The sequence below is a fragment of the Salinifilum ghardaiensis genome, assembly GCF_054491345.1.
In genome coordinates this window covers 573,169-587,443 of record NZ_CM137101.1, presented here as the reverse complement: position 1 = coordinate 587,443, position 14,275 = coordinate 573,169, and the positions used below count along the sequence as shown (strand labels likewise).

The window sequence follows — 14,275 nt, the reverse complement described above, 5'->3', positions numbered from 1 at the left end:
CTCGGGGCACTCGCGCGTGGTGGTCGGGGCGTCGGCGCCTGGGCTCGGCTCTGCGGGGCTCCGCCGCGTGGGTTCGCGAACGGGGTTTCCGGACCGGGGTTCGGCTCCGCCGGCCCGGCGCCGGAGGTCCCGGTGTGCCGGAAGTCTCGGTGCTCGACCCCGTCACAGGGCGGCGAGCGCGGTGAGGAGTCGCCGCAGCGTCGTCGCGTCGCGGCGCCAGCCGGAGCCACCGAGCGGCTGCGGCATCTCGGGACGGCTCCGCGACCGCTGCCGCGGCGTCTCCGGGGCCAGGTGCGACGTCGACGGCTGCGGCACGGGCAGCGTGCCCGACCAGCTCATCCGCCGCGGGCGCACGCGCCCGGTGGGGAGCAGTTCCGCGGCGCTCATCGCTGGACCTCGCGGTTGTGCTTCCAGGTCATTCGACGACCTCCCCCTCGATCACGGATTCCACCGCGTTCTCCTGCCGCAGTTCGCGCGCGAGGATCTCCAGCGCCTCGGCCATCGCGCGCCGCTGATGCGCGTCCACGCGACCGATCGGCACGTTCTCCGTGGCGTGGTGCAACATCAGCGAGGCTTTCCGCATCTGGCACGCGAGGTGGTGATCGGCGGCGCTCATCCGGATCGCCTCGCCTTCGGCGTTCCGGCCATGTCGTGCGCTGCCGCGTTGCACTCCGCGCAGGTCGGCCAGAGCCACGCGACATCGCTGTGGTCGGCGGTGACGGCCGCGCCGCACAACGCCGTCACATCGGTCCCGCTTTGCGGCCGGTGGCTGGTCGTCGCGTGGCGCGCTCCCCCGCCGGGGCACCACGAGAACGGGTGCGGTCGGTAGGTCATGCCTCGCCCCTCAGTAGATCGCTCGTTGCTTGGTGACGTGGTGACAGAATTTGTCACCAACGGAACCGGCTGATCAACACCCTGAACGGGCGACAAGCTGCCCCGTTTGCGTGCCCTATGCTTTGGTGCATGGCTGTCACCAACAGCAACGGCACCCCGAAATCTCGGGCTCTCGGATCACGCTTGCGCGGGGCACGGAAGGCAGCCGAGTTGACCGTGCGGGAGTTGGCAGCGCAGCTCGGCATATCCCACAGCGCGATCAGCCGATGGGAAAGCGGCAGCCGCTACCCTGCCCCGGAAGACGTGGCCTCCATCCTCACCGCCCTCGGAATATCAGGACAGGAGCGAGCAGCACTCCTGGACATGGCCCGCGGCACCGACGCTCCGCACTGGCTTTCGGTGCAGTCCGGTGACCGCGAGCGGCAAATGGCCGCTCTCCTGGAATTCGAACGCTCAGCCACGGACATCACCGATGTGGCGCCACTGCTCATCCCCGGGCTGCTGCAAACGTCCGACTACGCACGAGCGATCATGGTCGCCGGCAATGTTCCCCAACACGAGATCGAAACCCGGGTTGTGGTGCGCATCGGCCGACGTGAGGTACTCACTCGCCGCCATCCGTCCACCCTGCTCGCCCTCATCGGAGAAGCTGCACTCCGCCAGGAGATCGGCGGGCGCACCGTCGTCATCGAGCAGCTAAAACACCTGCTCGACTACGCCGCGCTGCCCAACGTGACAGTGCGGGTCATACCTGCAAGCGCTGGATGGACGCCCGCCCTCGAAGGGCCGTTCATGCTGATCAACTCCGAAGACGCTCCTCCGATCGTCCACCTGGAGAATCGGCGGGCCGCACTGTTCTTCCACGAACCTGACGACGTCAGTGCGTACCAGGACGCAGTGGAAAGGGTTAAGAAATCGGCGATGAGCCCGACCGAGTCCGAGAAGCTCATCTCCGGTGTCATCAAGGAAATGGAGGCGGCACGATGAACTTACAGCACGTACCACACGGGTGGCGCAAGTCAACCCGCAGCAGCACGCAGACGAACTGCGTCGAGGTCGGCCGGATCGCTGACGGTGCGGCGGTGCGCGATACCAAGGACCGCGACCTCGGGTACTTCACCACCACCCGCCAGCAGTGGAACGCCTTCCTGCACGCGGTGAAGACCGGCAAGTTCAGCAGCTGAACGCCGCCGCTCCACCAGCGCCCTCGACGCGGAACCGACGCGTCGAGGGCGCTTTTCGCTCGGATGGACCACGCGCCGCAGTGCGGAACTTCGTAACCTCGTCGAAAAAGCCCGCATTCCTTGAGCGCGCAAGAAACTGGTGATCGGGCAAGAAGCTGGCGGCCGGGAGCGCCGAACAGCTAGAGAGGACGTCCAGCCGTGACGCGAACAACACCGACGAACTGGCGCAAGTCCAGCCGGAGCGTCAACACGAGCACGTGCGTCGAGGTCGGCCGGATCGACGACGGCGCGGCCGTGCGCGACACCAAGGACCGCGACCTCGGGTACTTCACCACCACCCGCCAGCAGTGGAACGCCTTCCTGCACGCCGTGAAGACCGACCGGTTCACCGGCTGAACCGCCGAAAACGACAGCACCCCGCGAGCTGCCCAACCGTGCTCACCGAACCTTCGGGCTGGTGTCCGTGTGGACGATGCCCATACCGCTCACCCCTGCTGACCAGCGTGTTCGCCGAATCAGACCGCGTCGGTCAGCAACGCTGCCACGAGCAGGACGAAGGCCCCCAGATTGAGTGCGCCCAGCAGGTGCAGCCGCGAGCGGGGAATCCGGTGTTGCCCGCGCACGGCTGCCGCTGCGCCCACTGCTGCGAGCAGCTGCAACAGCGCTGCCACCACCACGAGGACGCTCATCAGCAGATGCACCGGCTCACGAGCGCGGAAACCGCACCAGCACCGGACAGTGCCACCGACAGCTGCCCCGCGGGGACGACCGCGCCCTCCGCGGCCTGCCGGAAGGCCGAGGAGGACTGCTCCTCAACCGGTCCTCGCCGAACGGTCCGCATGGACCCTCCTCCCGTGATCGCGCCTCGTCGCCGACCGTATCGACGAGGCGCGCGCCCGTGGGCGATTCGGGAGGAGCGGAGCACGATCCCCATCGACCTCGGAAGCACCGGCGAGCTCGGCGTCCGCGCCTGGTGCCGCTGGTGACTCGTCGGCCGAACGATCCCGGCTCCCGGTTCACCAGGTCACGGGCAGCGCCGCCAGGCCTCCGGTGACCTTGTCGCGGTTGACCGGCAGCTCCTCGTCGGGGACGGCCAGCTGCAGGGTGGGGAACCGCTGGAACAGCCGGCCGAACACCTCCTGCAGCTCGATCCTGGCGAGGCTGGCGCCGATGCAGAAGTGCGCGCCGTGCCCGAAGGCCATGTGCGGGTTGGGGGACCGGGTGATGTCGAAGGTGTCGGGGTCCTCGAAGACGTCGGCGTCCCGGTTGGCGGCCCCGTTGGCCAGCAGCACGGCCTCGCCGGCCCGGATGGTGATGTCGCCGACGGTGATGTCGTGCGCGGCCCAGCGGGCGACGCCTCCGGTCTTGCCGGGGGTCACGGTCATGCGCAGGACCTCTTCGACGGTGCCCTTCAGCAGTTCCGGGTCGGCGAGCAGTTTGGCGCGCTGCTCGGGGTTGCGGATCAGCAGCAGGGTGCCGAGGTCGATGCGGGTCATGGTGGTCTCGTGCCCGGCGAACAGCAGGCCGGTGGCCAGCCGGGCGACCTCCTCGACCGGCAGGGCGGCGCCCTCGTCGGCGTGCACCAGGTCGGAGATGACGTCCTCGTCCGGCTGCTGGCGCTTGGCCTCCATCAGCTCGGCGGTGTAGGCCTCGAACTCCGCGCGGGCGGCCGCGGAGGCCGCGGCGTCGGTCAGGTCGGCCATCCCCTCCGACCAGGTGCGCAGCCGGTCGTGGTCGGAGAACGGCGCGCCGAGCAGCTCGCAGATCACCATGACCGGCAGCGGCGCGGACAGCACCGCGTGCAGGTCGACCGGCGGGGTCCGCATGTCGTCGAGCACGGCCTCGATCCGCTCGCCGATCCGCGCCCGCAGCTTCTCCATCCGCTTCGCGGAGAACGCCGGCGTCAGCAGCCTGCGCATCCGGCGGTGCTCCTCCTGCTGGGTGTCGAAGCCGCCCTTCGGGCCGCCCTGCAGGGACGAAGGCGAGGTGGTGGGCGCGTTGTCCGGGTCCGGGTGCGACCGGCCGAGCGCCTGCTCGCCGTACAGCTCGCGCAGCGGCTCGTAGCCGCTGACCAACCAGGCGGGGTCGCCGGTGAGGGTGCGCACCCGCGCGACCGGTGCCTCGCGCTGCAGCTCGTGGAACCGCTCGGGCACCTCCAGCACGTCGTCGTCCCGGTGGAACGGCAGCTGATCCATGGCGCGTCCTCCTGAACTGAGGAGTTTATACTTGAGAGTATAGAGTTTCGCGCGGATCGACAAGTACGGTGGCTCCACATGGGTGAGAGCGGGAAGTCCCGGCAGCTGCTGCGCAAGGAGCAGCGGCGTGCGCAGCTGATCCGCACCGCGGCGAGCGCGTTCGTCCGCGGCGGGTTCACCGCGACCAGCCTGGAGGACGTCGCCGCCGAGGCCGGGGTCACCAAGGTGGTCATCTACCACCACTTCGACTCCAAGCGGGACCTCTACCTCGCGGTGCTGCGCGACGCCAGGAACCGGCTGCAGACCGCCGTCGGCGACCCGGACGACCCGGCGGTGGACACCCTCCACCAGTACGCGCTGGCCGCCAGGGACAACCCGGACGGGTTCCGGCTGCTCTACCGGCACGCCCGCCGCGAGCCCGAGTTCACCGACTACGCCGAGGACCTCGGCTTCGACGGCACCGAGCGGACCGAAGAGCGGCTGCACGCGCACTTCCCCGACCCGGAGCACCGCGCCTGGGTGGCCGCGCTGCTGCCCGCGGTCGTGGTGGACACCGCGCTGACCTGGTTGGACGCCGGCCAGCCGGTGCCGCCGGAGCAGCTGGCCGGGACCATGCGCGCGCTGGTGGACTCGCTGCTGGCCGGCCCGCCCGAGGGGTGACGCGGCATTGCGGGCGGCGCCGGCGCGCCGTCAGCGGCGTGCGGTTCGAGCTGGTCCGGCCCGGTCGGTGCTCGCGCGCACCGCCCGCGGAACTGCCGCACCGGCGAACGAGCCCGGCAGATCCGGGCTGCTTCGCGCGTACCGCCGTTCCCGGGATACGTTCACCCGATGACGAACGCTGCGACACCGCTCTCCCGGATGCCACTGCGGGTGCGCTACCACGAATGCGACCCGCAGGGCGTCGTTTTCAACGCGCACTACCTCGCGTACGCGGACATGGCCAGCTTCGAGTGCGTGAAGGAGCTGTTCGGCTCGCACGCCGAGCTGCTCGCGCGGGGCGTCGACCTGGTGGTGGCCGAGTCCAACGTCCGGTACCTGGCGCCGTGCCACTTCGACGAGGAACTCGTCGTGGCGGTCCGCGCCGAACGCGTCGGCACGACGTCGCTGGTGCTGCGCTTCGAGGTGCACCGCGGTGACGACCTGGTGGCCGAGGTCACCAACCGCTACGTCTGGATCGGCACCGGCACCACCACCCCGACGGCGCCCCCGGACACCGTCCGCGACGCCTTCCTCCCCGCTTCCTCCCGCGACGGCGGGTGAAGCCCGCGGGCCGGCGAACTGCGGCAGCGGCGGCTCACACCAGCGGTTTTCCCCTGCGCATCCGCCACCGCAGGTCGGCGAGGAAGGCGTTGAGCGGGAACCGGCGCACCAGCGCGGGCAGGCGCAGCGCCACGGCACCGACGCCGCGCGTGAGGCGGTCGAAGCGGCGCTGGTCCCGCTCGCCCCAGCGCAGCCCCATCTGCTCGCGGAAGGTCGGCGGCAGGAAGCCGGTGGTGACGAAGCGGTTGAACCGCGCGAACGGGATCCGCAGCACCGCGGGCAGGAACTCCAGGTCGGCGACGGCCAGCAGCATGTCGCGCACCGGCGGATCGATGGAGACCTTCTCCAAGCTCTGCTGCCAGTACTGCTCGAACTCCTCCCGGCTGCTCGGCCACATCTGCCGCGGCACCTGCAGCGTCGTGCCGAGCGGTGCGGAGGCGGCGTAGATGGCTTCCCGCTCGACCGCGGCGAGCGGCGCACCGGCCAGGGCCTCGTAGGAGTCCTCGAAGCCCTTGTACAGGCACGCGGCCACCCACAGCTGCAGCTCGGGGTCGAAGGCGTTGTACTCCACCGGGCTGGACTCGCCCGAGCGGACGTGGGCGTGCTGCTGGTCGACCGCCCGGCGGTAGGCCTCCCTCTCCCGGTCACTGCCCATGGTGGACACGGCGAGGTAGGTGAACGTGGTGCGGGCGCGCTTCCACGGGCGGTGGAACAGGTTTCCGCTGTCCACCGTGCTCTCCAGGACGCCGTGGCCGACGCCGGGGCGCCCGAGCTGCATGATGACGTTCGCCGCTCCGGCCATGAGGCCGGCACCGGTGACGAGATCCTCGAACCGGCCCGCCTGCCGTCTCGTCGACGCACCCATGGCACCCCTCCGCGCGAAAACCCCGCGCACAGACGCTAGCAGGCGGCCGCGGCGCGGGCGGGCATCGAGCGCGGGCGGGCGGGCGAGCCCGTCAGATGTTCCGGCGCAGCCGCGCGGACGAGCCCGAACGGGAGCGGCGCGGTTCCGCTCGTGGTGCTCCGCCCTGCCCGCGACGCCCTACCGGACCAAGGGCGGGCCCGCGGGTCAGCCCTGCGCCGGCTCCCGGTCGCGGCGCTGGAGCTCGCGCACGCCGTCGGCGAGCGTGCGGTCGCCGAGCGCGGCGAGCACGGCCCGCTCGGCCTCCGCGGTCAGCTCGGCGAAGTAGGCCTGCACGTTCGCGGCGACGTGGCACTCGCGCTCGTTGCCGGAGCGGCAGTGCCACAGCGGCTTGTCGCCCATCGAGCAGCGGTAGATCTCGGCGAGGGTGATCTCCCCGGCGGGCCGCGCCAGCCGGGCCCCGCCCGCGCGCCCCTTCGCGCAGACGACGAGTCCGGCCTGCCCGAGCGGGAGGATCAGCTTGCGCACGAGGCTCGGGTTGGTGCCCAACCTCTCGGCGAGCTGGGCGGAGCTCAGGGTCGGGGAGCCCTCCTCCTCCGCGACCGCGAGGATCAGCATCGCCATCAGGGCGCTGGAGAAGCGGATGTCCAGCACGCCGGCAACACCTCCCTCCGTCGGCCGCGCCCGGCAGCACTGCCCGGGCCCAGGTTAGCAACGGGCGCGGTGACGCCCTCCGGGCAAGTGGCCGCGCGGATCGCCGGTCGCGCTCGGGCGCACCCGCTCGCCAGGCGAGCGGCGCAGCAGCTTCCCGCCCCGCTCGGTCCTCCCGCTGCGCCGGCCGATCCACCGGCACCCTAAAGTGTATCTTTGTTACGAACATTTTTCCGCGTGCACCAGGAGGACGCCCGCATGTCCGCTCGCGCCGCGCAGGCACTCTCCCGCCCCTTCTCCCTCGGGTCGATGGAGCTGCCGAACCGGCTGGTCATGGCCCCGATGACCCGCGACCAGTCCCCCGGCGGCGTTCCCGACGAGAACGTCGCCGCCTACTACGCCCGGCGCGCCGCCGCCGGCACCGGCCTGATCATCACCGAGGGCACCTACGTCGACGACCCCTCCGCCGGGGACCGGGCGGGCGTGCCGCGCTTCCACGGCGAGGAGCCGCTGGCCGGCTGGGGCGACGTGGTCTCCGCCGTGCACGCGCGGGGCGGGAAGATCATGCCGCAGATCTGGCACGTCGGCATCCAGCGCCGGGCCGGCGAGCCGCCGTTCCCCGAGGCGCCCCCGGTCGGCCCCTCCGGCATCGCGCTGGACGGCACCCCGCGGGCCGGGCAGGACCTCGCGCTGGCCGACGTCGAACGCATCATCGGCGCCTTCGCCGAGGCCGCGCAGCAGGCCGAGCGCACCGGTTTCGACGGCGTCGAGCTGCACGGGGCGCACGGCTACCTGATCGACCAGTTCCTGTGGGAGCGCACCAACCGGCGCACCGACGCCTACGGCGGCTCCTCCGTCGAGCGCACCAAGTTCGCCGCGGACATCGTCGCGGCCGTGCGCGAGCGGGTCTCGCGCGACTTCCCCGTGGTGCTGCGCTTCTCGCAGTGGAAGGCCGACAACTACGGCGCCAAGCTCGCCGAGACCCCGGAGGAGCTGCAGGCGGTGCTCGCCCCGCTGAGCGAGGCCGGGGTGGACGCCTTCCACGCCTCCGGGCGCCGCTACTGGGAACCCGAGTTCCCCGACACCGGTGCGGACCTGAACATCGGCGGCTGGACCCGCAAGCTCACCGGCAAACCGGTCATCACCGTCGGCTCGGTCGGGTTGGACGCGGTGTTCGACCCGGCCAGCCTCGCCAGCGGTGCGGGCACCGACGTGGCCAGCGTCGAAGGCCTGGCCGAGCGGCTGGAGCGCGAGGAGTTCGACCTCGTCGCCGTCGGCCGCGCGCTGCTGGCCGACCCCGAGTGGAGCCGCAAGGTCCTCGATGGCCGCGAGGGCGAACTCGTCCCGTTCACCCGCGAGGCGCTGACCACGCTGCGCTGAGCCGTCCGGGCCGAGCCGCAGCGCCCAACGACTCGAAGCGGCAGGTGCTCGGAACCCCGCCCGGGATCAGCGGGTCGGGGTTCCGCCCTCAGCGTCATCCCGTCAGCGCAGGATTACGTCGTCGTGCCCACCCGGAGCTCAGTCGAGGTCCCATTCCCCGGTGAGCACGCCGAGCAGCTCCTGCTGCCGCTGCTGAAGAAGATCAGGAGTCCAATCGCTGCTGCTGACCACCTGGGAGGTCAGCGCGAACAGCGTGACACCTCCCCTCGTCGTGAAGTACCGCGCCTTCTTCTTCTCGAACTCGTAGTTCTGCGCCTGCGAGTTCTTGTAGCGGTTGAGCAGGACGAGGTTGGCGATGCGGTGCGTCCACAGCTCCCGCTGATCGTCGGTGAAGGCGGCGCACCACGCACTGCCCTCCTCCGGGTTCTGCGGCAGGACGTGCTCCACGGTGATGACCTTGCCGTCGTAGGTGACACCCGCGTCCGGTCCCGCCAACATCTCGTCCAGCCGCAGGAGCACGTACTTGCGCACCTTCTTGCTCAGGTACAGATCGCCGTCGAGGTGCGCGACGGTAGCGTGCTTCTCGTTGGGTTTGAGCTCGAGCGACTCGGCTGCGAGTCCGTGCCCGGCGTCGAGCTCGCGCAACAAGGCTGCGTACCGGTCCACCCGCGGCGAGGTGTACACCCGGCGGATGAACATGCTCGTTGCCAACCGCTCCAACTTCATCAAGAAGGTGTTCAGCCACTCAGGCTCCGAGTCGTGCCAGCGCAACGCCCACAGGGCCGGTGGAACCCAGTCGTTGTTGTCCAACTGCGCGAGTCGCTTGAACCACGCGTTGACCTTCTCCGCCCCGCCCGAGGCGGAGTACGACCTGTCGCGGATGCGCTCGTACGCGGCCGCGTACGGCAGGAGGACGTCGTCGACGAATTCCTCGGCACGTCCCGGCAGGTACCAGCTCAGCACGTGCTCGGGGAACTCCTTGAGCAGAACGCGTTTCGCGCGCTCCTTGGCGAAGAGCATCCTGAGGTGCAGGAACAACCCGGCGAACTCGTCCCGCCCCAGCGACTGCTCCGCGTCCTCCCACTTCACCGCGTACTCCTCGGAGACGCTTTCCGGCAGGGCGCCGATGACGTTGGACTTGAAGATGTCCGCCGGGGAGAGGTCGAGCCCGCGGTCGTTCATGACGCTGAAGATGCGGTGCGCGCTCTCCACGTCCGAGGTCTGCACGACCACGAGGTAGGTGTTGTCGGCCACGAGGGCGCCGAGGCGCTGCCGATCGGCGTCCGACCACCTCAACAGCTTGTCGCGGAACGCCTCGAGATTCGACTGGATGGCGCGCTGCGACTCCGTCTCCAGCGTTTCCGTGCGCAAAGCGAGCAGTTCCGCGCTTCCACCCGGTTCCTGCACGTACTTCCGGAAGAAGTCGGCGTCGCGGGGCCGCAGCTCCAACCGCGGCTTGGATTCGAGCCCCCGCAACGGATTTCCGGGTTCGCGCAACATCTCGTCCAACGTGGCGGCGACCTTCTCATCCTCAGCGAGATCGCGGAGGACGGCCAGCAGAATCGTGAGGGTGGTGAGGCGCTGCTGGCCGTCGATCACGTCCGCCTTCGACGTCTCCGGTGGTTTCACCAGGACGACGGAGCCCAGGAAGTACTGCTCTTCCTGGTCCCGCCCCAAGCTTTCCTCCAGGTCGTCGAACAGCTGCTCCGCCTGCTCCACTTCCCACGCGTAGGGCCGCTGGTAGTCGGGGATGCTGAAGTCGTAGTCGCTGGAAAAGATCTTGTGGAGCGGGACTTCGTTCGCTTCCAACTGCTTCACGTGGGTCAACCCCTGCGGAACCGTGCTCGATCAGTGCGTCGGGCTCGATCCTAACCGCTGTTGATCATGCATTCCCGCAGGTGCGCGCACCGTCGCGGGTGGCCGCAGCGGGTTCGGGGACGCGGCCGTCGACGACCTCGACGAGGGCGTCCGTGCCGGCGAGGTGGGTCCTGTCGTGCGTGACCAGAACCGTGGCCGCGGCCGTCTGGTGCGTCAGGCCGACCAGCAGCTCGATGATGGCCGCACCGCGCTCGTGGTCGAGCGCGCTGGTGGGTTCGTCGACCAGCAGCACGGCGGGGTCGTTGACCAGGGCGCGGGCGATGTTGACGCGCTGGCGCTGCCCGCCGGAGAGCTGGTGCGGGCGCCGGTGCGCATGCTCGGCCAGCCCCACCGCGTCGAGCAGCTCGAGGCAGCGCCGCCGCGCGGTGCGCGGGTGGCGGCCGGCCAGGTGCGCCATGACCTGGAGCTGCTCGAGGGCGGTCAGCGAGTCCAGCAGGTTGGGCTGCTGGAACACCACGCCGATCCGCGCGCGGCGCAGGCTCGCCCGCTCGGCCATGCCCAACCCGCTCGCGGTGGTGCCGTCGATGACCACGTCCCCGGAGTCCGGGGTGATCAGGGTGGCGGCCACGGCCAGCAGGCTCGACTTGCCGGATCCGGACGGGCCGAGCACACCGGTGATGCTGCCGGCGGGGACGTCGAGGTCGACCTGGTCGAGGGCGGTGACCCGGCCGTCACCGTCGGGGTAGGTCAGGGTGATGTCGGACAGCTGCAGACTCATCGTTGCGATCTCCTTGCGACGCGGAGCGGATCTCGGCGGAACGCGCTCAGCGGGAGGCGCCGAGCGCGGCGAGCGGGTCGACGGCGGTGATGCGGCGGACGGACAGCGCCGCGCCGACGAGGCCGAGGACGACCATCACCGCCGCGGGGACGAGCAGGGTGCTCGCGTCGAGCACGAACGGCACGGTGCCGGCGGCCAGCGCGCCGATCCCGGCGGCGAGCGCGGTGCCCGCGGCGGTACCGCCCACGAGCAGCACCAGCGCTTGCCCCAGCGCGTCCCGGAGGAGGTAACCGGTCCTCGCCCCGAGGGCCTTGAGCACGGCGATGTCGCGGCTGCGCTGGATCGTCCAGACCGTGAAGAACGCACCCACCACCAGGGCGGCGATGGCGAACAGGAACCCGCGCATCATCTGCAGGGAGGCGTTCTCCGAGCTGTAGGAGCTGATCGCCGACAGGGACTCCGACCGCGACATCGTCCGGGTGCCCAGCTGCTCGTCCACCTCGCCCAGCGGCACGTCACCGCTGGTGCTCAGCGCGACCACGGTGGCGTGCTCGCCGCTCCGCCCGGGGGACATGTCCTGCCAGTCGGCGAGGCTGGTCCAGATCACCGGCGTGTGGCTGTAGGAGGCGTCCCCGGAGACGGCGGCCACCCGCAGCTCCCGCCCGTTGAGCGTGACCGCCTCCCCCCGGTGCGCGTCCAACTCCTCGGCCGCGCCGGTGGACAGCACGGCCGCTCCCGGCGCGATCCGCTCGGCCCGCGGCGCCAGCGAGGCCCCCGGGGCGGTGCCGAACACCGAGGCCGAGGCGGTGCGCTGGCCGACCGTGGCCTTGCCCCGGCTGATGCCCAGCGGATCGGCGTTCTCCACGCCGGGCGTCCCCGCCCACTGCTGCCACACCGGCTCCTCGACGCTCGATTCGGTGAACGACGGCGTCTGCCCGGATGCGGGCTCGGCGAAGGCGAGGTGATCGGCCGGCAGGCCGGTGATGGCCGACGTGCTGTCGCGGCCCAGGCCGGCGGTCAGCCCCGAGAGCAATCCGACCAGCAGCGTCATCAGCACCACGACGGTGCCCATGAGCGCGAATCGCCCCTTGGCGAAACGCAGGTCCCTCCATGCCACGAACACGGTTCTCCTCCAGCTTCCACGCGGTGGCGTTGCGACGACCAGCCTCACAGCGCGGAGGGGCTGCGCCATCGCACCCGGGATGTGTTCGCGCACGTCACGAGGTGGTCGCGGAACTCAACCTTTCGATCGATGCGAGCGGCTGCGCCAGCGGTACGGTGGTGGGGTTGTGCACCCGGAAAGGTTGACGCGGCCGCTGCGGGTGGTGCGCGCGTGCCTGCACCTGCTCATGGCCGCCCTGCTCGTGCTCGTCGCGCTGCGCGGCGCGCTCACCGACGCGGACCACGCCTGGGCCACCAGCTCCGCGGCGGTCGGCATGGGCGCCGTCTACGCGGCCGGGCCGGCGCTGCCGCGCATCGGCCGATCGCACCGGGCCGCCGCGGCGTGGCTGGCCGTGCTGGGCGCGGCGTGGATCGCGCTGCTGGTGCTGTCGCAGGACGGCGTGTGGATCGCGTTCCCCCTGTTCTTCCTGCAGCTGCACCTGCTGCCGCTGCGGGCCGGGGTGGGCGCCGTCGCCGCGACCACCCTCGCGGCGATCGCCGGATTCGCCTGGCACACCGGCGGGTTCACTCCCGCGGCGGCGATCGGCCCGGTCATCGGCGCCGCCGTGGCGGTGGTCACCGTGCTGGCCTACCAGGCGCTGCACGCCGAGAGCGAGCACCGGCGGCGGTTGCTCGACGAGCTGGACACCGCCCGCAGCGATCTCGCGGAGGCCGAACGCACCGCGGGCGTCCTCGCCGAGCGGGAACGGCTCGCCCGCGAGATCCACGACACCCTCGCCCAGGGGCTGTCCAGCATCCAGCTGCTGCTGCGCGCCGCCGAACGCGCCCTGCCCACCGACGCCGGCACCGCCACCGGGCACGTCCAGCAGGCCCGGCAGACCGCGCAGGACAACCTCGCCGAAGCCCGGCGCTTCGTCCGCGACCTGTCCCCGCCGGACCTCGACGAGGGCTCGCTGCCGGCGGCGCTGCGCCGCCTGTGCAGCACGACCGGCGAGCGGGCCGGCTTGGCCGTGCACTTCCACCTCAGCGGCGCTCCCGCCGAGGTGGCGCGCCCCGTGGAAGTGGCACTGCTGCGGATCGCGCAGTCCGCCCTGGCCAACACCGCCGCGCACGCGCAGGCCACCCGCGCCGAAGTGACGCTGTCCTACATGGACGACGGCGTCACCCTCGACGTCCTCGACGACGGGACCGGTTTCACCCCAGGACCCGCCGGTGCGGACACCGAGGAGTCCGGGTTCGGCCTCGCGGCCATGCGGGCGCGCGCCGCCTCGCTGGGCGGGACGCTCGCGGTCGAATCCGAACCGGGCCGCGGAACCGTCCTCGCCGCGAGCTTCCCCCTGCAGCAGAGCACCGCGGAGTCGCCGTGAACACCTCGATCCGCCTGCTGATCGCCGACGACCACCCCGTCGTCCGGGCCGGGCTGCGCGCCGTGCTGGAAGCCGAGTCCGATTTCCTCGTCGCCGCCGAGGCGGACACCGCCGAACGCGCCGCGGAACTCGCCGGCCGGGGGATCGTCGACGTCGTGCTCATGGACCTGCAGTTCGGCACCGGCATGCACGGGGCCGACGCCACCGCGGCCATCGTCGCCCTGGCCGAAGCTCCCCGCGTGCTCGTGCTCACCACCTACGACACCGACGCGGACGTCCTCGCCGCGATCGAGGCCGGCGCCACCGGCTACCTCCTCAAGGACGCCCCGCCCGAGGAGCTCGCCGCGGCCGTCCGCGCCGCGGCGTCGGGCCGCTCGGCGCTGGCGCCCACCGTCGCCGACCGCCTCGTGCACCGCATGCGCCAGCCGGACACCTCGCTGTCCCGCCGCGAGCTCGACGTGCTCCAGCTCCTCGCGGAAGGCCTGTCCAACGCCGAGATCAGCAGTCGCCTCTACCTCAGCCAGGCGACGGTGAAGACCCACCTCGTCCACATCTACGGCAAGCTCGGCGTGGAGTCCCGCACCGCCGCGCTCGCCACCGCGCGGGCGCGCGGCCTCATCCGCGACTGAGGCGCGTTCCAGGGGATCAGCGGTGTGCTGATCCCGGTGACCAGCCCCTCCGCGGCCGGTGGCAGCGCCGTCCCGCCGCCGCCCCTCCCCCGTGTCACAGACCGCTCGGCCGTCTCGTCCCCGGAGTGAGCCCATCGCGGAACTCGGAGGGCGGGCAGATCCGGGCAGGAGCTCGTCGTGGACAGCGCACCGCAC

The 14,275-nt window shown here is 71.4% G+C and carries 19 protein-coding genes; 8 read left to right on the top strand and 11 right to left on the bottom strand.

Going from position 1 to position 14,275, the window contains the following annotated elements:
* Window positions 1-162: 162 nt before the first annotated feature.
* The 3 genes from ACVGV0_RS02700 to ACVGV0_RS02690 are packed head-to-tail and all read right to left on the bottom strand — an operon-like array spanning window position 163 to window position 834.
* Window positions 163-387 (bottom strand): hypothetical protein, encoded by a 225-nt coding sequence (locus tag ACVGV0_RS02700; RefSeq protein WP_459158268.1) that lies wholly within the window; start codon window positions 385-387, stop codon window positions 163-165.
* 28 nt (window positions 388-415) lie between these two features.
* Entirely contained in the window at window positions 416-616 is a 201-nt protein-coding gene (locus tag ACVGV0_RS02695; RefSeq protein WP_459158267.1) for a hypothetical protein, read from the bottom strand.
* A complete protein-coding gene (locus ACVGV0_RS02690) occupies window positions 613-834 on the bottom strand; it encodes a zinc finger protein (protein ID WP_459158266.1) in 222 nt (73 codons plus the stop codon). Before ACVGV0_RS02690 ends, ACVGV0_RS02695 begins: the two co-directional genes overlap by 4 nt.
* 129 nt (window positions 835-963) lie before the next feature.
* On the opposite strand from ACVGV0_RS02690, the gene ACVGV0_RS02685 reads away from it, so the two are divergent.
* From ACVGV0_RS02685 to ACVGV0_RS02675, 3 genes are all read left to right on the top strand, one after another.
* Entirely contained in the window at window positions 964-1,821 is an 858-nt protein-coding gene (locus tag ACVGV0_RS02685) for a helix-turn-helix domain-containing protein (RefSeq protein ID WP_459158265.1), read from the top strand.
* Window positions 1,818-2,018: a DUF397 domain-containing protein gene (locus ACVGV0_RS02680; protein WP_459158264.1), complete on the top strand. Its 201-nt coding sequence runs from the start codon at window positions 1,818-1,820 to the stop codon at window positions 2,016-2,018. The genes ACVGV0_RS02685 and ACVGV0_RS02680 overlap by 4 nt, the downstream gene beginning before the upstream one ends.
* A gap of 198 nt (window positions 2,019-2,216) precedes the next feature.
* Window positions 2,217-2,414, top strand: a complete 198-nt coding sequence (locus ACVGV0_RS02675) for a DUF397 domain-containing protein (RefSeq protein WP_459158263.1) — start codon at window positions 2,217-2,219, stop codon at window positions 2,412-2,414.
* A 119-nt stretch (window positions 2,415-2,533) separates the two neighbouring features.
* Here the strand turns inward: ACVGV0_RS02675 and ACVGV0_RS02670 are convergent, their stop codons facing one another.
* The 3 genes from ACVGV0_RS02670 to ACVGV0_RS02660 all read right to left on the bottom strand — a co-directional run bounded on the left by ACVGV0_RS02670 (window position 2,534) and on the right by ACVGV0_RS02660 (window position 4,213).
* A complete protein-coding gene (locus ACVGV0_RS02670; protein ID WP_459158262.1) occupies window positions 2,534-2,719 on the bottom strand; it encodes a hypothetical protein in 186 nt (61 codons plus the stop codon).
* On the bottom strand, window positions 2,707-2,859 hold the full coding sequence (locus ACVGV0_RS02665; RefSeq protein WP_459158261.1) for a hypothetical protein: 153 nt from the start codon (window positions 2,857-2,859) through the stop codon (window positions 2,707-2,709). The genes ACVGV0_RS02670 and ACVGV0_RS02665 overlap by 13 nt, the downstream gene beginning before the upstream one ends.
* 175 nt (window positions 2,860-3,034) lie before the next feature.
* Window positions 3,035-4,213 carry a cytochrome P450 gene (locus ACVGV0_RS02660; RefSeq protein WP_459158260.1) on the bottom strand — a complete coding sequence of 393 codons (1,179 nt, stop codon included), beginning with the start codon at window positions 4,211-4,213 and terminating at the stop codon, window positions 3,035-3,037.
* A gap of 78 nt (window positions 4,214-4,291) precedes the next feature.
* On the opposite strand from ACVGV0_RS02660, the gene ACVGV0_RS02655 reads away from it, so the two are divergent.
* Together ACVGV0_RS02655 and ACVGV0_RS02650 are read left to right on the top strand one after the other, a co-directional pair.
* Window positions 4,292-4,873 carry a TetR/AcrR family transcriptional regulator gene (locus ACVGV0_RS02655; protein WP_459158259.1) on the top strand — a complete coding sequence of 194 codons (582 nt, stop codon included), beginning with the start codon at window positions 4,292-4,294 and terminating at the stop codon, window positions 4,871-4,873.
* 168 nt (window positions 4,874-5,041) lie between these two features.
* Complete coding sequence (locus tag ACVGV0_RS02650; RefSeq protein ID WP_459158258.1) at window positions 5,042-5,473, top strand: acyl-CoA thioesterase; 432 nt, start codon at window positions 5,042-5,044, stop codon at window positions 5,471-5,473.
* A gap of 34 nt (window positions 5,474-5,507) precedes the next feature.
* Here the strand turns inward: ACVGV0_RS02650 and ACVGV0_RS02645 are convergent, their stop codons facing one another.
* Window positions 5,508-6,338 (bottom strand): oxygenase MpaB family protein, encoded by an 831-nt coding sequence (locus tag ACVGV0_RS02645; protein ID WP_459158257.1) that lies wholly within the window; start codon window positions 6,336-6,338, stop codon window positions 5,508-5,510.
* 204 nt (window positions 6,339-6,542) lie between these two features.
* Window positions 6,543-6,989 (bottom strand): RrF2 family transcriptional regulator, encoded by a 447-nt coding sequence (locus tag ACVGV0_RS02640; RefSeq protein WP_459158256.1) that lies wholly within the window; start codon window positions 6,987-6,989, stop codon window positions 6,543-6,545.
* Between the two features lie 255 nt (window positions 6,990-7,244).
* On the opposite strand from ACVGV0_RS02640, the gene ACVGV0_RS02635 reads away from it, so the two are divergent.
* Entirely contained in the window at window positions 7,245-8,366 is a 1,122-nt protein-coding gene (locus ACVGV0_RS02635; protein WP_459158255.1) for an NADH:flavin oxidoreductase, read from the top strand.
* Between the two features lie 138 nt (window positions 8,367-8,504).
* On the opposite strand, the gene ACVGV0_RS02630 is transcribed toward ACVGV0_RS02635, so the two are convergent.
* The 3 genes from ACVGV0_RS02630 to ACVGV0_RS02620 all read right to left on the bottom strand — a co-directional run bounded on the left by ACVGV0_RS02630 (window position 8,505) and on the right by ACVGV0_RS02620 (window position 12,085).
* Window positions 8,505-10,184, bottom strand: coding sequence for a DUF262 domain-containing protein (locus ACVGV0_RS02630; RefSeq protein WP_459158254.1), 1,680 nt, complete (start codon window positions 10,182-10,184; stop codon window positions 8,505-8,507).
* Window positions 10,185-10,248: 64 nt separating this feature from the next.
* Entirely contained in the window at window positions 10,249-10,962 is a 714-nt protein-coding gene (locus ACVGV0_RS02625; RefSeq protein WP_459158253.1) for an ABC transporter ATP-binding protein, read from the bottom strand.
* Between the two features lie 46 nt (window positions 10,963-11,008).
* Window positions 11,009-12,085, bottom strand: a complete 1,077-nt coding sequence (locus ACVGV0_RS02620) for an ABC transporter permease (protein WP_459158252.1) — start codon at window positions 12,083-12,085, stop codon at window positions 11,009-11,011.
* Between the two features lie 166 nt (window positions 12,086-12,251).
* On the opposite strand from ACVGV0_RS02620, the gene ACVGV0_RS02615 reads away from it, so the two are divergent.
* Together ACVGV0_RS02615 and ACVGV0_RS02610 are read left to right on the top strand one after the other, a co-directional pair.
* Complete coding sequence (locus ACVGV0_RS02615) at window positions 12,252-13,451, top strand: sensor histidine kinase (RefSeq protein ID WP_459158251.1); 1,200 nt, start codon at window positions 12,252-12,254, stop codon at window positions 13,449-13,451.
* Entirely contained in the window at window positions 13,448-14,080 is a 633-nt protein-coding gene (locus tag ACVGV0_RS02610) for a response regulator (protein ID WP_459158250.1), read from the top strand. The genes ACVGV0_RS02615 and ACVGV0_RS02610 overlap by 4 nt, the downstream gene beginning before the upstream one ends.
* The last annotated feature ends 195 nt before the right edge of the window (window positions 14,081-14,275 follow it).